Here is a 15428-nt window from a genome sequence, read left to right as displayed (position 1 = left end):
CGCGTTATTGCGAGCGCAGCGAAGCAATCCAGAAAGCCACAAACGAAGACTGGATTGCTTCGTCGCCAAAAGGCTCCTCGCAATAACGGCTGAGGGGGCTATGTTTGCGCTATGCCTCGTGTCGTAACCAAGTCTGTTGATCTCACCAACACCGCCGCCCGCCGCATCTGGTTGCACGCGCAGCGGCTTGATGCGCGTGCGCCGTTCGGTGATGGTGCGGACGCCGTAAGAGCCGCCGTGCAACATCTCGGCTATGTGCAGATCGACACCATCAACGTGATCGAGCGCAGTCATCATCACATCCTGTTTTCGCGCATCCCGAACTACAAACGCACGGATCTCAGGCAGGCGCAGACGCACGATAAGAGCGTGTTCGAATACTGGACCCATGCGCTGGCCTATGTGTCGACCGATGACATCGGCTTCTTCGTGCCGGACATGAAATACTATCGTAGGGAGGGCCATGGCTGGTTCGCGTCGGTGACGCCGGCGGACAAGCGCAAGGTGATGCGGCTGGCCAAGGCCGGCCCGCTGTCGATCCGCGACATCGACGATGACGTGTTGCGCGAGAAGGATCATGAATGGGCGAGCCGCAAGCCGTCGAAGCGCGCGCTGCAGCTGGCGTTCTATGAAGGGCATCTTACAATTTCCGAACGCCAGGGCATGCTGAAGACCTATGATCTTCTGCTGCGGCATTTCGGTTGGGACACGTTGCCGAAGCCAGCAACATCAGTACAGAAATTCGCCTATCTGCTGGATCGCGCGTTGCGCTCGCAGGGCATCGTCAGCCTGGATTCGATCTGTCATCTCGATGCACCGAGCAAAGTCGGCATCCGTAAGCTGATCGAGGCGCGCGTGCGCAAGGGCGAGTTGGTTGCCGTTGCACTCGATGGCGCTGGCAAGCAGGAACATTGGACGACACCTGCAGCGCTCGAAGACGTCAGCGAAGGCGAGGCAGGGCTGGTGCATGTGCTGTCGCCGTTCGATCCGCTGGTGATCCAGCGCAAGCGCACGAATTTGTTCTTCGGCCACGACCATCGTTTCGAGGCCTATGTGCCGAAGGAAAAACGCCAGCTCGGCTATTTCGCACTGCCGGTGTTGGTGGACGACAAGATCGTTGCGGCCGTCGATCTCAAGACCGACCGGCAGAAGCGCAAATTGCTGATGCAGCAATGGAGCTGGGTCGGCGAGGGTGCAAAACCGAAAACGCCGCGCAAGGAATGGAAGCGGCGAATCGAGGACGAGCTCGGGCGGTTCGAGGCGTTTCAGTTGGGGGAATAGCGATCAGTACTCAGCCGTCGTGCGCGGGCTTGTCTCGCGTATCCACGTCTTGCCCACCGGTAAGACGTGGATGGCCGGGTCAGCTAGCGAAGCTCGCTTCGCGCTGCCCGGCCATGACGGAGGATATGGAGCTAAGTCGAGGTGGTTACGTATGCTCACCAATACACATTGAAGCGATGGTGGTGCCGCCGGTGGTGCCAGTGGCGGTGATGCCAGGGGCGATAGCGGCAGATCTTGCGCGGTCCGTAATAGGTCCAGACGACGCGGCAGAAGCGGCGTGGCTGGTAGTAGCGCGGGCCGTAATAGTAATTCGGCGCATAGCCGTAATAGCGCGGGCGGAAGTGGTGCCGGTGGTCGTAATAGCGCGCCGGCGCGAAGTGACGATACCCGCCGTGGAATGCGGGGCCGCGCCGGAAACCGCCGCCGACAAAGGCCGGGCCCGGACGGAAACCTCCTCCGCCGCGGAATGCAGGCGCTGCGGCGCGGAAGCCTCCGCCGCCACCGCGAAACGCCGGCATACCGCCGCCGCGAAATCCGCCGCCGCCTCCGCCATGAAAGGCGTGGCCTCCGCCACCACCGCCGCGGAAGCCACCTCCACCTCCGTGAGGCGCACCGCCACCGCCGCGTCCGCCGTGATGCTGGACCTGTGTGAACAGCGCGTCATTCGCGTGCTTAGCCGCGGGCGCTGCGCCGGGATTGATCAGCGATACCGCGCGCGCCGATGGTGCCAGCGACATCATCATCGCAGTTGCGGCGGCGACGCCGAACGAGCGCTTGATGAGCTGCCCGAAACCTGGGCCTGTTGTGAGGCCTTGAACATTTGTCATTGGAAACATCCTCCCTCGATCAATGTCGCGCCTGGAACATTCAGGACACATCGATGACGCAACTATGCGTTGGCGCAGATGGTGCATCTGCGCAGTGTCGTTCGATGTGAGTTGTGTCGCCTTGACCAAAAATTAAGGGTGTCGATCTGAACGCGTCATGAATGACGCCGGCGGGGTAGCGTGACACGCACAAAAAAACAGGCGCCGGAAACGGCGCCTGTCGATGTCTGTTTGTTCGATCAGAGTTACCAGCGGCCGAAGCTGAAGCCTACGCTGAGCGGGCCGCCGCCGAAGCCGATGCCAGGGCCGTAACCATAAGCGCCGTAGGGACGATAGCCGCCGTAATAGCCGTAGGGCCGGTAGCCATATCCGCCATAGTAAGCGGGGCGATAGGCATAAGGCCGTCCGTAATAGGCCGGCCCGTAATAGGAGCGGTACGGACGATAGCCATAGCCATAGCGCGGGCCGTAATAGCCGCGATATCCGTGGTGCCGGTGGCCGAGATGGCGATGATGTCCGAAGTGATGGCGGTGGTGGAAGTGATGATGGCGCCGTTGAGCGCTGAAGTCCGTTGCCTTCGCCTTGTTGTCAGCCGCAACCTTCTGTGACGTCTGCGCGTCGGCCATTGCGGGCGCACTTGCAAATGCGCTGCCGAGTGAAACCGTTGCAGCCAGTATGGCTGCGCCTATCCAGTTCTTCATGTTTGTTCCTTGCCTCGATCGCTTTCCATCGATCGTCTTTCGTCGCCTTCACCCCATAACGCATAATGCTGCAATGGTTTCCCGCGACAGAGAGACGCGGTCACCATCCCGTCAACGAGAACAGGCGTGCTTGCGCACGCCTGTTTGGACTTTAGCCTGAGTGTCAGTAGCGCCAGCCGTGACGACGCACATGGTGCGGCCGGTGCCAACCATGATGGCGGCGAATGTGATGCGGACGATGCCAGCCGTGGTGACGGCGCATGCCGTGATGCCCGCGATAGCCACGATTATGGTGATGACGATACTGCACCTCGGTCGTCAGCTTCTCACCGCCTTGTACGGATGATGCGATGCCCGGGCCGTTCAGCGAGACGGCATTGGCCTGCTGCGTCGGCGCTGCGACGAATAGCAATCCTGCGATGGCGGCAAGGCCAAAAAACTTCTGCACGTTCATGTGTTCTCTCCTGAGTCTGCTGCGTTCATGTCGAGATGCAGCTTCACGAATGGATCATCGCCCACGTGCAAGACGCTAGGGCGCAGGAGGTGAACGCGATGTGAATATGCTCGGTGCGATATGTCGCAGGGTTTTGTGACGCATCGCCGGAACGAAAGTCAGCGCATGCGAATGTTATCTTTGCAGTTGCAAAGTGCCGGCCTGACGTCATTCCAATAAAGTATGAAGGATCGGCTCAGCCGCGGCGCCAGTAGCAGTTCATGCGCGGTACGATCACGGTGCCGCTCGGGCGATATTCCTGCACCAGATTGGCGGTGCAGTCGCGCACGGCATTCGGGCCTGGATTGTAGCTGGGGTAGACGCCGCGTTCGTCCGGGGTGCGATAAATGCGAACGCGCGGGCGCTGGCGGGTCTGAGCCGAGACGTCGGAATTCGGGCGAGCCTGGGCGACCTGCGTGGCCGTCTGCGCCTGCGCGGTTTCGGCCATAGGCAAGCCGCCGAGCGCAACCGCCAATCCCAGTGCCGCCATCATGATCCGCATCGTAACGCCCCAAACCGCCATGGACATGATCCCGAAAAGTGGATGCCGGTTTTCGCCGACAAACGGGTTCGTTTGTCAGGAGATCATGCTTCAAAACAATGCCGCAAAGTCTCCGATTGACGCCCGCCCGTCAACCGGCCGAACAGCGCTGTACCGGCGCATTGCCATGTCGCGGGAATTGGCTAGACAGGGAACCATGTGGCATCAGGCAAAAGCACCCGATCTCGCGGAAATGGAGGACATGGCCCATGCTATGCTGACTCTCCTGCCGGAGGACTTCCGCAAGCTCTGCGCGGGCGTGATCATCCGGGTCGATGATTTCCCCACCGACGAGGTGCTGGAGGAGATGCAGGCGGAGACCGAATTCGATCTGCTCGGCCTGTTCCAGGGTGTCGGACTGCCGTTCCAGAGCCAGGACAATACCGGCCAGTTGCCGAACATGATCTGGCTGTATCGCCGGCCGATCCTGGATTACTGGGCCGAACACGATGAAACTCTCGGCCATATCGTCCGCCACGTGCTGATCCACGAGATCGGGCACCATTTCGGTCTCTCGGACGCCGATATGGAGGCGATCGAGGCGCAGGTGACTGACGAGGCTGCAGAAATGCCACTTGGAGCGCCGCCCCGATCGGGCTAAAACGCTCGCTCAATCGAGGACTTTTGCCATGGACAAGTTCACCACGCTGGAAGGCGTCGCGGCGCCGCTGAAGATCATCAATGTCGATACCGACATGATCATCCCGAAGCAGTACCTGAAGACCATCAAGCGCACCGGTCTCGGCAAGGGCCTGTTCTCGGAAGCACGCTATCTCGACGATGGCAGCGAGAACCCGGATTTCGTGCTCAACAAGCCGGCCTATCGCAACGCTAAGATCATGGTCGCCGGCGACAATTTCGGCTGCGGTTCGTCGCGTGAACATGCGCCATGGGCGTTGCTGGATTTCGGTATCCGCTGCGTGATCTCGACCTCGTTCGGCGACATCTTCTACAACAACTGCTTCAAGAACGGCGTGCTGCCGATCCGCGTCTCGCAGAAGGATCTCGACGCGTTGTTCGACGATGCCGAACGCGGCGCCAATGCGACGATCACGATCGATTTGCCGAACCAGGAAATTCGTGGCCCGGACGGCGGCACGGTGAAGTTCGAGATCGATCCGTTTCGCAAGCACTGCCTGCTCAATGGTCTCGACGATATCGGCCTGACCATGGAGAAGAAGGCCTCCATCGACAGCTACGAAGCCAAGGCCAAGACCGCGCGCGCCTGGGCCTGATTCACTCCGGAAGGTGACGCGTGATTCTTGACGTCGTCACCTTTTGGGAAGGCCCCCTCGATGCTTTGCGCAGGCTGTGCCTGCGCTCGCAGGTCGAGGCCGGCCATCGCGTCACGCTCTACAGTTTTGCACCGATCACCGATCTGCCGGATGGCGTGAGCAATGCCGATGCGGACACGATACTGCCGCGCGCCTTCGCCGAGCGGCTGCGACCTTCAGGTCCCGATGGCGCGTGGGTTGGCTGGACCCCGCTGCAGTTCAGCGATTTTTTTCGCATCCGGCTGATGGCCGAGGGGCGCGGCCTCTGGCTGGATGCGGATGTGTTGCTGCTGAAGCCCATCGAGATAGATCCGGCAAAGCCCTATTTCGCCTGGGAAAAGCGCCGACAACTCGGCAATTCGGTGCTGTACCTACCACCCGATCATCCGATTGTTGCGGCGTTCGAAGCACTGATCAAACAGGACGAGCTGACGCCCGACTGGATGTCACTGCGTCATCGCCTCACTTTCGCATGGCGTAAATGGCGCGACAGTTCGAAGCGCGCGAGCGACGTCCGTGTCGCGATCTTCGGCCCGGCATCGCTGACAGCGCTGGCGAAGCGCCACGGCTCGCAGCATCACGCGCTGCCGAGGAAGTCGTATTATTCGGTTCACGCGGAGCCGAAGTTGTTCTTCGAGCCGTCCGACTTTGCGGCGCTGGTAGGTGATCCCAAGATATTGGGCTTTCACATCTCGCCGAAGGGGCGCGGCAAAGACGCGCCGATGCCGGGAAGTTTCTATGCGTGGGCGATGAAGCGGGTCTCCAACAAGTAGACCAGCCAAACAGCACGAGCTCGTCATTCTGGGTTCGCATCCGGCAAGAGCTGGCGGTGCCCCGGAATGACGAGTGGGGTCAGCTCCCCATCGCCGCAATCGCGTCCGAGATCGCAATTGTGCGCTTTGCCATGTCCGCGTGCAGCCGCTCGACCATCTTGCCGTCGAGCTGGATCGCGCCGCGGCCGGCGTTTTCCGGCTGCTCGAAGGCCGCAATGATGCGGCGGGCCTGGGCGACTTCGTCGTCCGGCGGCGTGAAGACCTTGTTGCAGGCCTCGATCTGGCTCGGATGGATCAGCGTCTTGCCGTCGAAGCCGATGTCGCGGCCCTGTTCGGCTTCCTCGATGAAGCCCTTGGTGTCGCTGAAATTGCTGTAGGGGCCGTCGAGAATCTCGAGGCCGTGCAGCCGTGTCGCCAGCACGCAATGGGTGATCATCGGCAGCATTGCGGCGCGGCCGGGCATCATGCGGATGCGGGTCTCACGGGCGATATCGTTGGGGCCGAACACGAAGCCGGCCAGTCGCATTTCGGAATCGCGCGAAGCGGCGGCGAGCTCTTCGGCATGCAGGATGGCACGCGACGTCTCGATCATCGCCCAGACCTTAATCGACATGTTGGCACCGATATCGCTCAGGCGATCGGCAACGGCCGAGAGATCCTCGACGCTGGAAATCTTCGGCACCAGGATGCCGTCGGGCCTGGCCTTGCCGGCCATGGTGACGTCGTCAATCCACCAGGGCGAATCCAGCGCATTGATGCGGATGATGACCTCGCGCTTGCCGAAGCCACCCGCGGCCAGCGTCTGCGCAATGGCGTCGCGCGCGGTTCCCTTGGCGTCTGGCGCCACGGCGTCTTCGAGGTCCAGGATGATGCCGTCGGCCGGTACGGTACGGGCCTTCTCCAGCGCACGCGGATTCGAGCCGGGCATGAACAAATGGCTGCGGCGCGGACGGATCATGGCGTCATTTCCCTGTAACTATGGCCTATTCGTTATTCAGGCATTCGCGATAACATTTCAGCACGTCGCCCGGAAGGCTTGTTCACGCCGGCGTCCTATGGTTATCCGTGGGGACCGTATGTTTGAGCATGATCCCCCGACAAACGAACCCGTTCGTCGGCGAAATCCTATCCACTTTTCGGGATCATGCTCCGAACGAGGCAGACCATGACATCATTTCCGAAGCAGCTGATTGCCGGCTACCAGACCTTTACATCGGAGCGATTGCCGACCGAGCAGTCGCGCTTCCGCGAATTATCGGAAAAGGGCCAGTCGCCGGAAGTCATGGTGATCGGCTGCTGCGACTCGCGCGTGTCGCCGGAGGTGATCTTCGACGCCAGCCCGGGCGAACTGTTCGTGGTGCGCAACATCGCCAACCTCGTGCCGGTCTATCAGCCCGATGGCGGCGCCCATGGCGTCTCGGCGGCGCTGGAATACGCGGTGCAGGTCTTGAAGGTGAAACACATCGTCATTCTCGGCCATGCGCAATGCGGCGGCATCCGCGCTTTCGTCGACAATGCCGCGCCGCTGTCGCCGGGCGACTTCATCGGCCGCTGGATGTCGATGTTCATCAAGCCCGATGAGAAGGTCGAGATTCGCAATCATGAAACGATCGTGGATTTCGCCACCCGTATCGAAAAGGCGGCCGTGTTTCGCAGCCTTGAGAACCTGATGACGTTCCCGTTCGTGAGCAGCAAGGTCGCGAAGGGCGAGCTCGAATTGCACGGCGCCTATTTCGGCGTGGCTGTGGGCTCGCTCTCGGTGCTGGATCAGGCTGCGAAAGAATTCCTGCCGGTCAGTCAGGCAAAGGCCTCCTGATTCCAACCTCGCCATGAGGCGAATTCCACACGCTCTGAAAGAAAGAGCCCGGACGCTTGTGCGACCGGGCTTTGCTATTTCTTCGAGGCTGCGTGAAGTTTATGCGGCCTTCTTCTTCGCCGTGATCAGCTTGCGGTTGATCAGGCATTCCGCGATCTGCACGGCGTTGAGCGCCGCGCCCTTGCGCAGGTTGTCCGACACGCACCAAAGAACAAGACCGTTATCGACCGTCGAATCCGTGCGGATGCGGCTGATATAGGTGGCGTCTTCGCCGGCAGCTTCGTAGGGCGTCACATAGCCACCCGGCTCGCGCTTGTCGATCACGAGGCAGCCTGGCGCATTGCGCAGGATGTCGCGGGCTTCATCTTCCGAGATCGGGTTCTCGAATTCGATGTTGACCGCTTCCGAGTGACCGACGAACACCGGCACGCGCACGCAGGTCGCGGACATCTTGATTTTGGGATCAAGAATTTTCTTGGTCTCCATCATCATCTTCCACTCTTCCTTGGTGTAGCCGTCCTCCATGAACACGTCGATCTGCGGGATGACGTTGAAGGCGATACGCTTCGGGAACTTGGTATTGACCAGCTCAGAGTTGGTGTAGACGGCCTTGGTCTGCGAGAACAACTCGTCCATCGCATCCTTGCCGGCACCCGACACCGACTGATAGGTCGAGACCACGACGCGCGTGATCTTGGCCTTGTCGTGCAGCGGCTTCAGCGCCACCACGAGCTGCGCAGTCGAGCAGTTCGGATTTGCGATGATGTTCTTTTTGGTGAAGCCAGCGACCGCATCGGCGTTCACTTCCGGAACGATCAACGGCACGTCCGGGTCCATGCGCCAGGTCGACGAGTTGTCGATCACGACGGCACCAGCTGCGCCAATCTTAGGCGACCATTCCTTGGACACGGCTCCGCCGGCCGACATCAGGCAGATGTCGACATCGCTGAAGTCATAGGTCGCGAGGTCTTTGCATTTCAGGGTTCTGTCGCCGAAGGAAACCTCAACGCCCATGCTGCGGCGGGACGCAAGCGCCACGACCTCGTCAGCGGGGAATTTACGTTCATCCAGAATGCTGAGCATTTCACGCCCGACATTGCCGGTCGCTCCGACCAGCGCGACTTTGTAACCCATCGTTCACTCTCCGAAGAAAAATGCTTCACCCCCGCCTACCGCGGAAAGGGAAGAGCCGCGCTTCTATGCGAGAAACGTCGCAAAGACAACGTCCTAAGCGTGTTTGCGTGTGTTGATGCGTTCAATTCCGGTTTCGCACCACCCAAAGTCGGCAGGCGTCCATCCGGCCCTGCAGAGCTTTGCCGACGAGTGCGGCGCCATCGCCGTGCGTCTGCTTGCCTATATGGGGGCGCTGGCGCTGGTTGTCATGGCCGCAGTCACGGTGTTTGACGGACTGGAATTCGACCTCAGCAGCGAACCGGCCGGAAGGGCCGGCTGGAGCGTCGCTAGTCGTTCCCATCCCGCTTTTGCCGTCAGTCAGTTCGATTTGTTAGGTAAAACAGCCTCTTATGAGATTTTGAGACATCCTGACGGCGGCCGCAAGGATGTCCTGCGCTGGGCTTCACCGGGAGACCCCCCGGTCGCCGAGCTGGAATTGTATCGCCCTGGTGCCGAGGCTGAGCGAGCAGGTCCGCCGGCAGCGGACATCGCGGGCCGCATGGACCCCGGTGGCGTCCGCGAAGTGGTGGGCGAGGGCATCATCGACAGTAAATTCGGGCCGGTCGCCCTGGTCGGCTTTGTTGACCGGCCGAAGGACGGCAAGCGCTGCCTCGGCTTCATGAAGACCCTGGAGGCTGCCAATCTTAGGATTTCCGGCTGGTCGTGCCAGGGCGAGGGCCTGCCGGCGCGGCGGGCCGCTATCGCTTGCACGCTGAACCGGTTGGTGCTGCTCACCGCCGGCAATGAGCCGCGGCTGCAGGAAGTCTTCGCGCAGGCAGATTTGAAGCGGGCCGGTTGCATCAGCGGCGCGGCGCTGTCGGCGACCTCGGCGGATTGGGTGACCGGCGCCCAGAATCCGTTGCTCCGCGGCAGTCTGTGACCCCTTCGTGATGGCAGGACCAAGACCTTGGATTACATGCAACATTCGGCGACCTCGCGCATTATATCGACGACTGTGGCCGGATAGACCTTGTGGCCGGATACCCCGGCCAGCTAAATTGACCGCAAATCGGATTTGCCGACTCGGCTGTTGAAGGCCGATCTCCTGACTGCCGATGTTTTGACCGCAATGAGGACCTGAGGACCTGATGACCTTGAAATTCCCCGCCGCGAAAACTCTCGCCATGTTGTTCGCGACGGTTGCCGTCATCGCGACCGCTGTTGCCGCTGCGCCGGCCGATGCCGCCACCAAGAAGAAGGTTAGAGTCTCTGACCGTGACGCTTTGTACGGCGCGCGCGGCCCGAACGTATCCTATCAGCAGGGCCGCACCCGCGTTTACGTGACGCGTCGCTCCTGGCTCGATGCCGGCGTCGAAGTGCTCCCGGGCGATCGCAAGTTCACCGACTACGCCTACCCCCCCGGCTACTCCTTCGCCCGCGACAACAACAATCGTTCGCTGGACCGCAGCCCGCTTAACTCGCAGTGGGATCTCGGCGGCTATCCGGAGCGCTTCCCGCTCTACTGAGCGCAGCGCAGGTTTGAATACGAAAATGCCCGGCTGAGCCGGGCATTTTTTATTTGTGGAGAGAAATTTGCGCGCCTAGGCGTGCAGCGCCTGCAATTCCGTCAGCAGCGCTTCGCCCATACCGGATGTGCTGACCACTGTCGCGCCTTCCGACTTGATATCGGCCGTGCGCAGGCCCTTTGCCAGAACCGCGGCGATGGCCTGGTCGACCTTGTCGGCAAGATCGCCCATATCCAGCGAATAGCGCAGCGCCATGCCGAAGGAGGCGATCATCGCCAGGGGATTGGCCATGCCCTTGCCGGCGATATCCGGCGCCGAACCGTGCACGGGCTCATACATCGCCTTGCGCTTCCCGGTCTTGGCATTGACTTCGCCGAGCGAGGCCGAGGGCAACATGCCGAGTGAGCCCGTGAGCATCGCTGCGATGTCGGAGAGCATGTCGCCGAACAGGTTGTCGGTGACGATGACGTCGAACTGCTTCGGCCACTTCACGAGATTCATGCCGCCGGAGTCAGCGAGCTGATGCTCGAGCGTGACGTCCTTGTATTCGCGATTGTGGACTTGGGTGACGACCTCGTTCCAGAGCACGCCCGATTTCATGACGTTGCGTTTTTCCATCGACGTCACCTTATTCTGACGCTTGCGCGCCAGATCGAAAGCGACGCGCGCGATGCGCTCGATTTCATAGGTGTCGTAGACCTGCGTATCCACTGCGCGCTTCTGGCCATTGCCGAGATCGGTAATGGTCTTCGGCTCGCCGAAATAGACACCGCCGGTGAGCTCGCGCACGATCATGATATCGAGGCCTTCGACCACCTCGCGCTTCAGGCTCGATGATTCCGCCAGTGCCGGATAGCACACGGCCGGGCGCAGATTGGCGAACAGGCCGAGATCCTTGCGCAGGCGCAGCAGGCCAGCCTCGGGGCGATGCTCATAAGGCACACTGTCCCACTTCGGGCCGCCGACGGCTCCGAAGATGATGGCGTCGGCCGCATCCGCTTTGACCATGGTGGCGTCGGTGATGGGGAGCTTGTCGGCATCATAGGCGGCGCCGCCAACTAAGCCGTTCTCGATCGTGAATTTGGCGATGCCCTGGGCATCGATCCAGTCGATCAGGCGCTTCACCTCAGCCATCACTTCAGGGCCAATGCCGTCGCCGGGGAGAAGCAGCAATTTGTGCGTTGCCATAATCTAGTGCCCTTGCATCCGTTACTGATTGCCGCGAGTGCTAAGACGTCATTGCGGGAATGGCAAGACAGTGTTGAAGGGGTGATTGCGGCTTCCGTGAAACCTGCGACATTGCCGGCGCAGCGGAGATCCCCGTGACGTCATCTGTGCCTTTGCCGACGCGCCGCAATCCGGCGTTGCTGATTCTCGTCCTGTCGCTTGCGCCGGCCATCGGGCTCGGCATTGGCCGGTTTGCCTATTCGCTGGTGTTGCCCGATATGCGCGACAGCCTGCAATGGTCGTATTCGGCTGCCGGCTTCATGAATACCGTCAATGCCGCCGGCTATCTCGCTGGCGCGCTGGTGGCCGCGGGGCTCGGCAGGCGCTTCGGTCTGCTCGCGGTGATCCAGAGCGGTACGGTGGCCTGCGTGATGTCGCTCGTCGTGTGCGGTGTCACGGCGGATTTTACATTGTTGAGTATCGCGCGGCTGGTCACGGGTTTTGGCGCGGCGGTGTCGTTCGTCGCTGGCGGCGCACTCGCTGCCACTATCGGCCTCGCCTATCCCGAACGCTCCTCCTACCTGCTGAGCCTGTTTTATGCAGGACCCGGCATGGGCATCCTGCTGTCGGGCCTGATCGCGCCGTTCGTGCTGCAGGGCTTTGGCCCGGGCTCGTGGTGGATCGTCTGGCTGGTTCTCGGGCTCGTGTCAGTCGTGATCGGCCTGCCGCTGTTGCGGCCGCACGTCGATGCATCCGATGACACGTCAGAAGTCGATGATGCGCCGCTCGCGCTCCGTCCGATGTGGATTTACCTCATTGCCTATTTCATGTTTGGCGCCGGCTATATCGCCTACATGACCTTCATGATCGCCTATGTGCGCGATGGCGGCGGCAGCGCGGTGGCTCAGAGCGCGTTCTGGTGTCTGATCGGCGTCAGCTCGTTTGCCTCGCCCTGGCTCTGGCGCGGCGTGCTCGCGCGGGGCCAGAGCGGCCGCGCAATGGCGATTATTCTCGGTACCAATGCGGTGGGCGCGGCGATGCCGCTGCTCGGGCATTCGCCTGTGGTGCTCGGTATCTCCGCTGCCGTGTTTGGCGTTGCATTCTTTGCGGTGGTTGCGGCGACCACGGCTTTCGTGCGCTTCAACTATCCCCGTGCGGCATGGTCGAAGGCCATTGCAGCGGTGACGATTGTGTTCGGCATGGGCCAGACCCTGGGTCCGATTGCGGTCGGCGCCATTACCGATGCGACGGGAAGCCTGACGTCGGCGCTGGTGGTCTCGGCGGCAACGCTGGCGATTGGCGCTGCCATGTCGATGTTTCAGAAACCGATTAGCTCCCGCTGAAATCGTTATAGCCTTGATCTTCCCAATAGCCGCCCTTGTAGTCGTTGGTGACTTCCATCGCGACGACATATTTTGGATTCTTGAAACCGAGCTTGGTCGGCACGCGGATCTTCATCGGGAAGCCATAGGCTCGCGGCAGCAACTGGTTGTCGAATTTGAAGGTCATTTGCGTCTGCGGATGCATTGCCGTGGGCATGTCGAGCGAGCTCGCATAGTCCTCGGCGCAGCGGAAATGGATCCACTTCGCATTGGTGTCCGCTCCAACAAGCTTGAGGAAATCGCGCAGCGGCGTGCCTTGCCATGAGCCGATGGCGCTCCAGCCTTCCACGCAGATGTGACGGGTGATCTGCGACACTTCCGGCAGCTTGTGCAGTTCGTCCAGTGTCCAGGATTTCTTGTTCTGGACCAGACCGGAGACTTCGAGCTTCCATTCCTTGCCGTCCACATTCGGCGCGTCGTCCTCGGCATAGAAGGCGTTGAACGGGAACGGACGCTTGATGTCCTTCTCTGAATAAGTAGGCGCCAGCGTGTTCGGATTGAAGATCCGGGCCTGCACCATGTCGTTGAACTTCGACATATGCGTCAGCAAGTTCTCGGCCGAGAGACTGTCGCTGACATCGCAGCCGGTGAGCAGCGTCAACGCGCCGAAGCTTGCTCCGGACGCGATGAAGCGACGGCGCGACAGGTCGGGCATCAGTTTCGTAGCGTCCTTGACGAGGAGGTCCTTGTCGACACCGGGAATGATGAGGGAGCGGATTTTCCGGATCATGGTCGTGTTTCCTCAGCGCCCGATAATCATTGCACGCAGGCTTTTCGGCACGATCAGGGCCAGAGCGACGTGGATGACGAGGAAGCCAACGATGGCCGCCATCATGAAGAAATGCACATAGCGTGCGATATCGTAGCCGCCGAACAAGGCTGTGAGATAGTGGAACTGAACCGGCTTCCAGATCGACAGCCCGGACAGCACGATCAGGATGCCGACAAGGATGATCCCGGTATAAAGCAGCTTCTGCACCTGGTTGTATCTGGTGATGTCTTCATGGGAGAGCTTGCCGGTCAGCGCAGCCTTGGTGTCATCGAGCACGCCCTTCGCAGAGATCGGCAGCAGTTTCTTGCGGAAGCGCCCGGTGACGACGCCGAGGGTAAGATAGACGAGACCGTTGATCACCAACAGCCACATCGCGGCGAGATGCCATTGAATGGCGCCGCCGAGCCAGCCGCCGATGGTGATCGAATGTGAGAAGGTGAAGTTGAACAGCGGCGAGGCGTTGTAGATCTGCCAGCCCGACATGATCATCAGTACGATTGCCACGGCATTGACCCAGTGCACGATGCGCACCCAGGCCGGCTGGATCACTTTTGTCTTGGCGCTGCTGGCAGCCGGTTGATCGTTGGTAGCTGTCATGCTCGACATAGGCATATCCTGAGCTGAGCGGTGGTTTGACGGTGCTCGGTGACGCGAGAAGTTACCAGCTATACGGCATAACCGGTCGTTCGTTACGGCGGCTCTTATAAGAACCCCCGTTGTGTCAGCTCATGCCGATCACAAAAAAGCGAGCCGGGTGGCCCCGGCTCGCTCTTTTTGCGCCCGTGGGGACACGCGCGCATCCTGTGGGGACAAGTCAGGATGCGCGAGTTTGGTCGCGCTGAGGCCCCAGATTAGGCCTTCGGCATCAGGACAGTATCGATGACGTGAATCACACCGTTCGATTGGTTGACGTCGGCGATGGTGACGGTCGAGGAACCGCCCTTGGCGTCGACGATCATCACCTTGCCGTCCGAAGCCTTCACGGTTAGCTCTTCGCCTTCCACGGTCTTCAGCTTCTGGCCGTCCTTGAGATCGGCGGCGTTCAGCTTGCCGGGGACCACATGGTAGGTCAGGATCTTGGTGAGGGTCGCCTTGCTCTCAGGCTTCACCAGCGTGTCGACGGTACCGGCCGGCAGTTTGCCGAAAGCGGCGTTGGTCGGTGCGAACACCGTGAACGGGCCCTTGCTGGAGAGAGTATCGACCAGACCGGCAGCCTTCACGGCGGCGACCAGCGTGGTGTGATCCTTCGAGTTGACGGCGTTCTCGACGATGTTCTTCGAGGGATACATCGGTGCGCCGCCGACCATCACGGTCTTCTCGCCCGACATTTCGCTCTTCATCATCTTCTTGTCTTCGGCCTGCGCGGGGGCAAGCACGGCGCCTGACATGGCGAGGGTGCTGAATGCGACGGCCGAAAGAAGTGCAATGCGCTTGGACATGGATCGTCTCCCGAATGATGTGAGTGACCAGCGATCTCACTGGTGCAATGAATGGCATCAACCGCGGCAATCTCCTGGAGGCCAGATTGCGCCGTCAATGTCCGAGCTACGCGAGGTTTCAGGGCCAGTTTCAGGCTATATTTTTCATTGTCGCTGAAACTTTTGCGGGCGCATCCCGTTCGCGCGAGGCAATAACGCGTTCGATGCATCGCGTTTGATACAATCACGCGGAGACCGCGACGGGATGACGCTGCTCCGAGGCGCTCATGGGCCGGATACGGGGCGATCCCCATGCAGGATGCGTTGCCTAGATATGGCCATTC

General features: G+C 60.9%; 18 protein-coding genes. 8 read left to right on the top strand and 10 right to left on the bottom strand.

The features are described 5' to 3' along the window. The first annotated feature begins 111 nt into the window (after nucleotides 1-111). Entirely contained in the window at nucleotides 112-1281 is a 1170-nt protein-coding gene (locus tag CIW50_RS01220) for a winged helix-turn-helix domain-containing protein (RefSeq protein WP_149529483.1), read from the top strand. Between the two features lie 155 nt (nucleotides 1282-1436). Here the strand turns inward: CIW50_RS01220 and CIW50_RS01215 are convergent, their stop codons facing one another. The 4 genes from CIW50_RS01215 to CIW50_RS01200 all read right to left on the bottom strand — a co-directional run bounded on the left by CIW50_RS01215 (nucleotide 1437) and on the right by CIW50_RS01200 (nucleotide 3825). Continuing rightward, a complete protein-coding gene (locus tag CIW50_RS01215) occupies nucleotides 1437-2108 on the bottom strand; it encodes a hypothetical protein (protein ID WP_149529482.1) in 672 nt (223 codons plus the stop codon). Between the two features lie 245 nt (nucleotides 2109-2353). Then, nucleotides 2354-2809, bottom strand: coding sequence for a hypothetical protein (locus CIW50_RS01210; protein WP_149529481.1), 456 nt, complete (start codon nucleotides 2807-2809; stop codon nucleotides 2354-2356). Between the two features lie 163 nt (nucleotides 2810-2972). Then, on the bottom strand, nucleotides 2973-3263 hold the full coding sequence (locus CIW50_RS01205; RefSeq protein WP_149529480.1) for a hypothetical protein: 291 nt from the start codon (nucleotides 3261-3263) through the stop codon (nucleotides 2973-2975). Between the two features lie 235 nt (nucleotides 3264-3498). Further along, a complete protein-coding gene (locus tag CIW50_RS01200; RefSeq protein WP_246664095.1) occupies nucleotides 3499-3825 on the bottom strand; it encodes a hypothetical protein in 327 nt (108 codons plus the stop codon). A 175-nt stretch (nucleotides 3826-4000) separates the two neighbouring features. On the opposite strand from CIW50_RS01200, the gene CIW50_RS01195 reads away from it, so the two are divergent. The 3 genes from CIW50_RS01195 to CIW50_RS01185 are packed head-to-tail and all read left to right on the top strand — an operon-like array spanning nucleotide 4001 to nucleotide 5890. Then, nucleotides 4001-4444 (top strand): metallopeptidase family protein, encoded by a 444-nt coding sequence (locus tag CIW50_RS01195; protein ID WP_149529479.1) that lies wholly within the window; start codon nucleotides 4001-4003, stop codon nucleotides 4442-4444. A 28-nt stretch (nucleotides 4445-4472) separates the two neighbouring features. After that, nucleotides 4473-5078 (top strand): 3-isopropylmalate dehydratase small subunit, encoded by a 606-nt coding sequence (gene leuD / locus CIW50_RS01190; RefSeq protein ID WP_149529478.1) that lies wholly within the window; start codon nucleotides 4473-4475, stop codon nucleotides 5076-5078. A 20-nt stretch (nucleotides 5079-5098) separates the two neighbouring features. Further along, nucleotides 5099-5890, top strand: a complete 792-nt coding sequence (locus CIW50_RS01185; RefSeq protein WP_149529477.1) for a glycosyltransferase family 32 protein — start codon at nucleotides 5099-5101, stop codon at nucleotides 5888-5890. 79 nt (nucleotides 5891-5969) lie between these two features. Here CIW50_RS01185 and CIW50_RS01180 read toward each other — a convergent pair whose 3' ends face one another. Next, nucleotides 5970-6848, bottom strand: a complete 879-nt coding sequence (locus tag CIW50_RS01180) for an HpcH/HpaI aldolase/citrate lyase family protein (RefSeq protein WP_149529476.1) — start codon at nucleotides 6846-6848, stop codon at nucleotides 5970-5972. 207 nt (nucleotides 6849-7055) lie between these two features. Here CIW50_RS01180 and CIW50_RS01175 point away from each other — a divergent pair, with 207 nt between their 5' ends. Further along, nucleotides 7056-7706 carry a carbonic anhydrase gene (locus CIW50_RS01175; protein WP_149529475.1) on the top strand — a complete coding sequence of 217 codons (651 nt, stop codon included), beginning with the start codon at nucleotides 7056-7058 and terminating at the stop codon, nucleotides 7704-7706. Between the two features lie 99 nt (nucleotides 7707-7805). Here CIW50_RS01175 and CIW50_RS01170 read toward each other — a convergent pair whose 3' ends face one another. Next, on the bottom strand, nucleotides 7806-8840 hold the full coding sequence (locus CIW50_RS01170) for an aspartate-semialdehyde dehydrogenase (protein WP_149529474.1): 1035 nt from the start codon (nucleotides 8838-8840) through the stop codon (nucleotides 7806-7808). A gap of 115 nt (nucleotides 8841-8955) precedes the next feature. Between CIW50_RS01170 and CIW50_RS01165 the strand changes: the two genes are divergently transcribed. Both CIW50_RS01165 and CIW50_RS01160 read left to right on the top strand, forming a co-directional pair. Then, nucleotides 8956-9759 carry a hypothetical protein gene (locus CIW50_RS01165; protein WP_149529473.1) on the top strand — a complete coding sequence of 268 codons (804 nt, stop codon included), beginning with the start codon at nucleotides 8956-8958 and terminating at the stop codon, nucleotides 9757-9759. A gap of 208 nt (nucleotides 9760-9967) precedes the next feature. Beyond that, nucleotides 9968-10345, top strand: a complete 378-nt coding sequence (locus CIW50_RS01160) for a hypothetical protein (RefSeq protein ID WP_149529472.1) — start codon at nucleotides 9968-9970, stop codon at nucleotides 10343-10345. 75 nt (nucleotides 10346-10420) lie between these two features. On the opposite strand, the gene leuB is transcribed toward CIW50_RS01160, so the two are convergent. Then, nucleotides 10421-11533, bottom strand: coding sequence for a 3-isopropylmalate dehydrogenase (gene leuB / locus CIW50_RS01155; protein WP_149529471.1), 1113 nt, complete (start codon nucleotides 11531-11533; stop codon nucleotides 10421-10423). 128 nt (nucleotides 11534-11661) lie between these two features. On the opposite strand from leuB, the gene CIW50_RS01150 reads away from it, so the two are divergent. Next, nucleotides 11662-12855, top strand: coding sequence for a YbfB/YjiJ family MFS transporter (locus tag CIW50_RS01150; protein WP_149529470.1), 1194 nt, complete (start codon nucleotides 11662-11664; stop codon nucleotides 12853-12855). On the opposite strand, the gene CIW50_RS01145 is transcribed toward CIW50_RS01150, so the two are convergent. The 3 genes from CIW50_RS01145 to CIW50_RS01135 form a co-directional block, all read right to left on the bottom strand. Beyond that, the gene (locus CIW50_RS01145) at nucleotides 12842-13624 is read right to left on the bottom strand and encodes a molybdopterin-dependent oxidoreductase (protein ID WP_149529469.1); all 783 of its coding nucleotides are present in this window, start codon (nucleotides 13622-13624) and stop codon (nucleotides 12842-12844) included. The genes CIW50_RS01150 and CIW50_RS01145 overlap by 14 nt on opposite strands. A gap of 12 nt (nucleotides 13625-13636) precedes the next feature. Beyond that, complete coding sequence (locus tag CIW50_RS01140) at nucleotides 13637-14272, bottom strand: cytochrome b/b6 domain-containing protein (protein ID WP_149529468.1); 636 nt, start codon at nucleotides 14270-14272, stop codon at nucleotides 13637-13639. A gap of 245 nt (nucleotides 14273-14517) precedes the next feature. Then, on the bottom strand, nucleotides 14518-15105 hold the full coding sequence (locus CIW50_RS01135) for a fasciclin domain-containing protein (RefSeq protein WP_149529467.1): 588 nt from the start codon (nucleotides 15103-15105) through the stop codon (nucleotides 14518-14520). Nucleotides 15106-15428: the final 323 nt, after the last annotated feature.

It is taken from the genome of Tardiphaga sp. P9-11, from assembly GCF_008329525.1.
GTDB lineage: Bacteria > Pseudomonadota > Alphaproteobacteria > Rhizobiales > Xanthobacteraceae > Tardiphaga.
Note: the sequence above shows the minus strand (reverse complement) of the source record. Positions and strands in the feature narration are given on the sequence as shown.

Excerpts from the sequence above, each read along its gene's own strand:
- CIW50_RS01135 (WP_149529467.1), bottom strand. The coding sequence starts at position 15,105 with ATGTCCAAGCGCATTGCACTTCTTTCGGCCGTCGCATTCAGCACCCTC.
- CIW50_RS01170 (WP_149529474.1), bottom strand. The coding sequence starts at position 8,840 with ATGGGTTACAAAGTCGCGCTGGTCGGAGCGACCGGCAATGTCGGGCGT.
- CIW50_RS01205 (WP_149529480.1), bottom strand. The coding sequence starts at position 3,263 with ATGAACGTGCAGAAGTTTTTTGGCCTTGCCGCCATCGCAGGATTGCTA.
- leuB (WP_149529471.1), bottom strand. The coding sequence starts at position 11,533 with ATGGCAACGCACAAATTGCTGCTTCTCCCCGGCGACGGCATTGGCCCT.
- CIW50_RS01145 (WP_149529469.1), bottom strand. The coding sequence starts at position 13,624 with ATGATCCGGAAAATCCGCTCCCTCATCATTCCCGGTGTCGACAAGGAC.
- leuD (WP_149529478.1), top strand. The coding sequence starts at position 4,473 with ATGGACAAGTTCACCACGCTGGAAGGCGTCGCGGCGCCGCTGAAGATC.
- CIW50_RS01180 (WP_149529476.1), bottom strand. The coding sequence starts at position 6,848 with ATGATCCGTCCGCGCCGCAGCCATTTGTTCATGCCCGGCTCGAATCCG.
- CIW50_RS01200 (WP_246664095.1), bottom strand. The coding sequence starts at position 3,825 with ATGGCGGTTTGGGGCGTTACGATGCGGATCATGATGGCGGCACTGGGA.
- CIW50_RS01165 (WP_149529473.1), top strand. The coding sequence starts at position 8,956 with ATGCGTTCAATTCCGGTTTCGCACCACCCAAAGTCGGCAGGCGTCCAT.
- CIW50_RS01215 (WP_149529482.1), bottom strand. The coding sequence starts at position 2,108 with ATGACAAATGTTCAAGGCCTCACAACAGGCCCAGGTTTCGGGCAGCTC.
- CIW50_RS01195 (WP_149529479.1), top strand. The coding sequence starts at position 4,001 with ATGTGGCATCAGGCAAAAGCACCCGATCTCGCGGAAATGGAGGACATG.
- CIW50_RS01175 (WP_149529475.1), top strand. The coding sequence starts at position 7,056 with ATGACATCATTTCCGAAGCAGCTGATTGCCGGCTACCAGACCTTTACA.
- CIW50_RS01210 (WP_149529481.1), bottom strand. The coding sequence starts at position 2,809 with ATGAAGAACTGGATAGGCGCAGCCATACTGGCTGCAACGGTTTCACTC.
- CIW50_RS01220 (WP_149529483.1), top strand. The coding sequence starts at position 112 with ATGCCTCGTGTCGTAACCAAGTCTGTTGATCTCACCAACACCGCCGCC.
- CIW50_RS01140 (WP_149529468.1), bottom strand. The coding sequence starts at position 14,272 with ATGTCGAGCATGACAGCTACCAACGATCAACCGGCTGCCAGCAGCGCC.
- CIW50_RS01160 (WP_149529472.1), top strand. The coding sequence starts at position 9,968 with ATGACCTTGAAATTCCCCGCCGCGAAAACTCTCGCCATGTTGTTCGCG.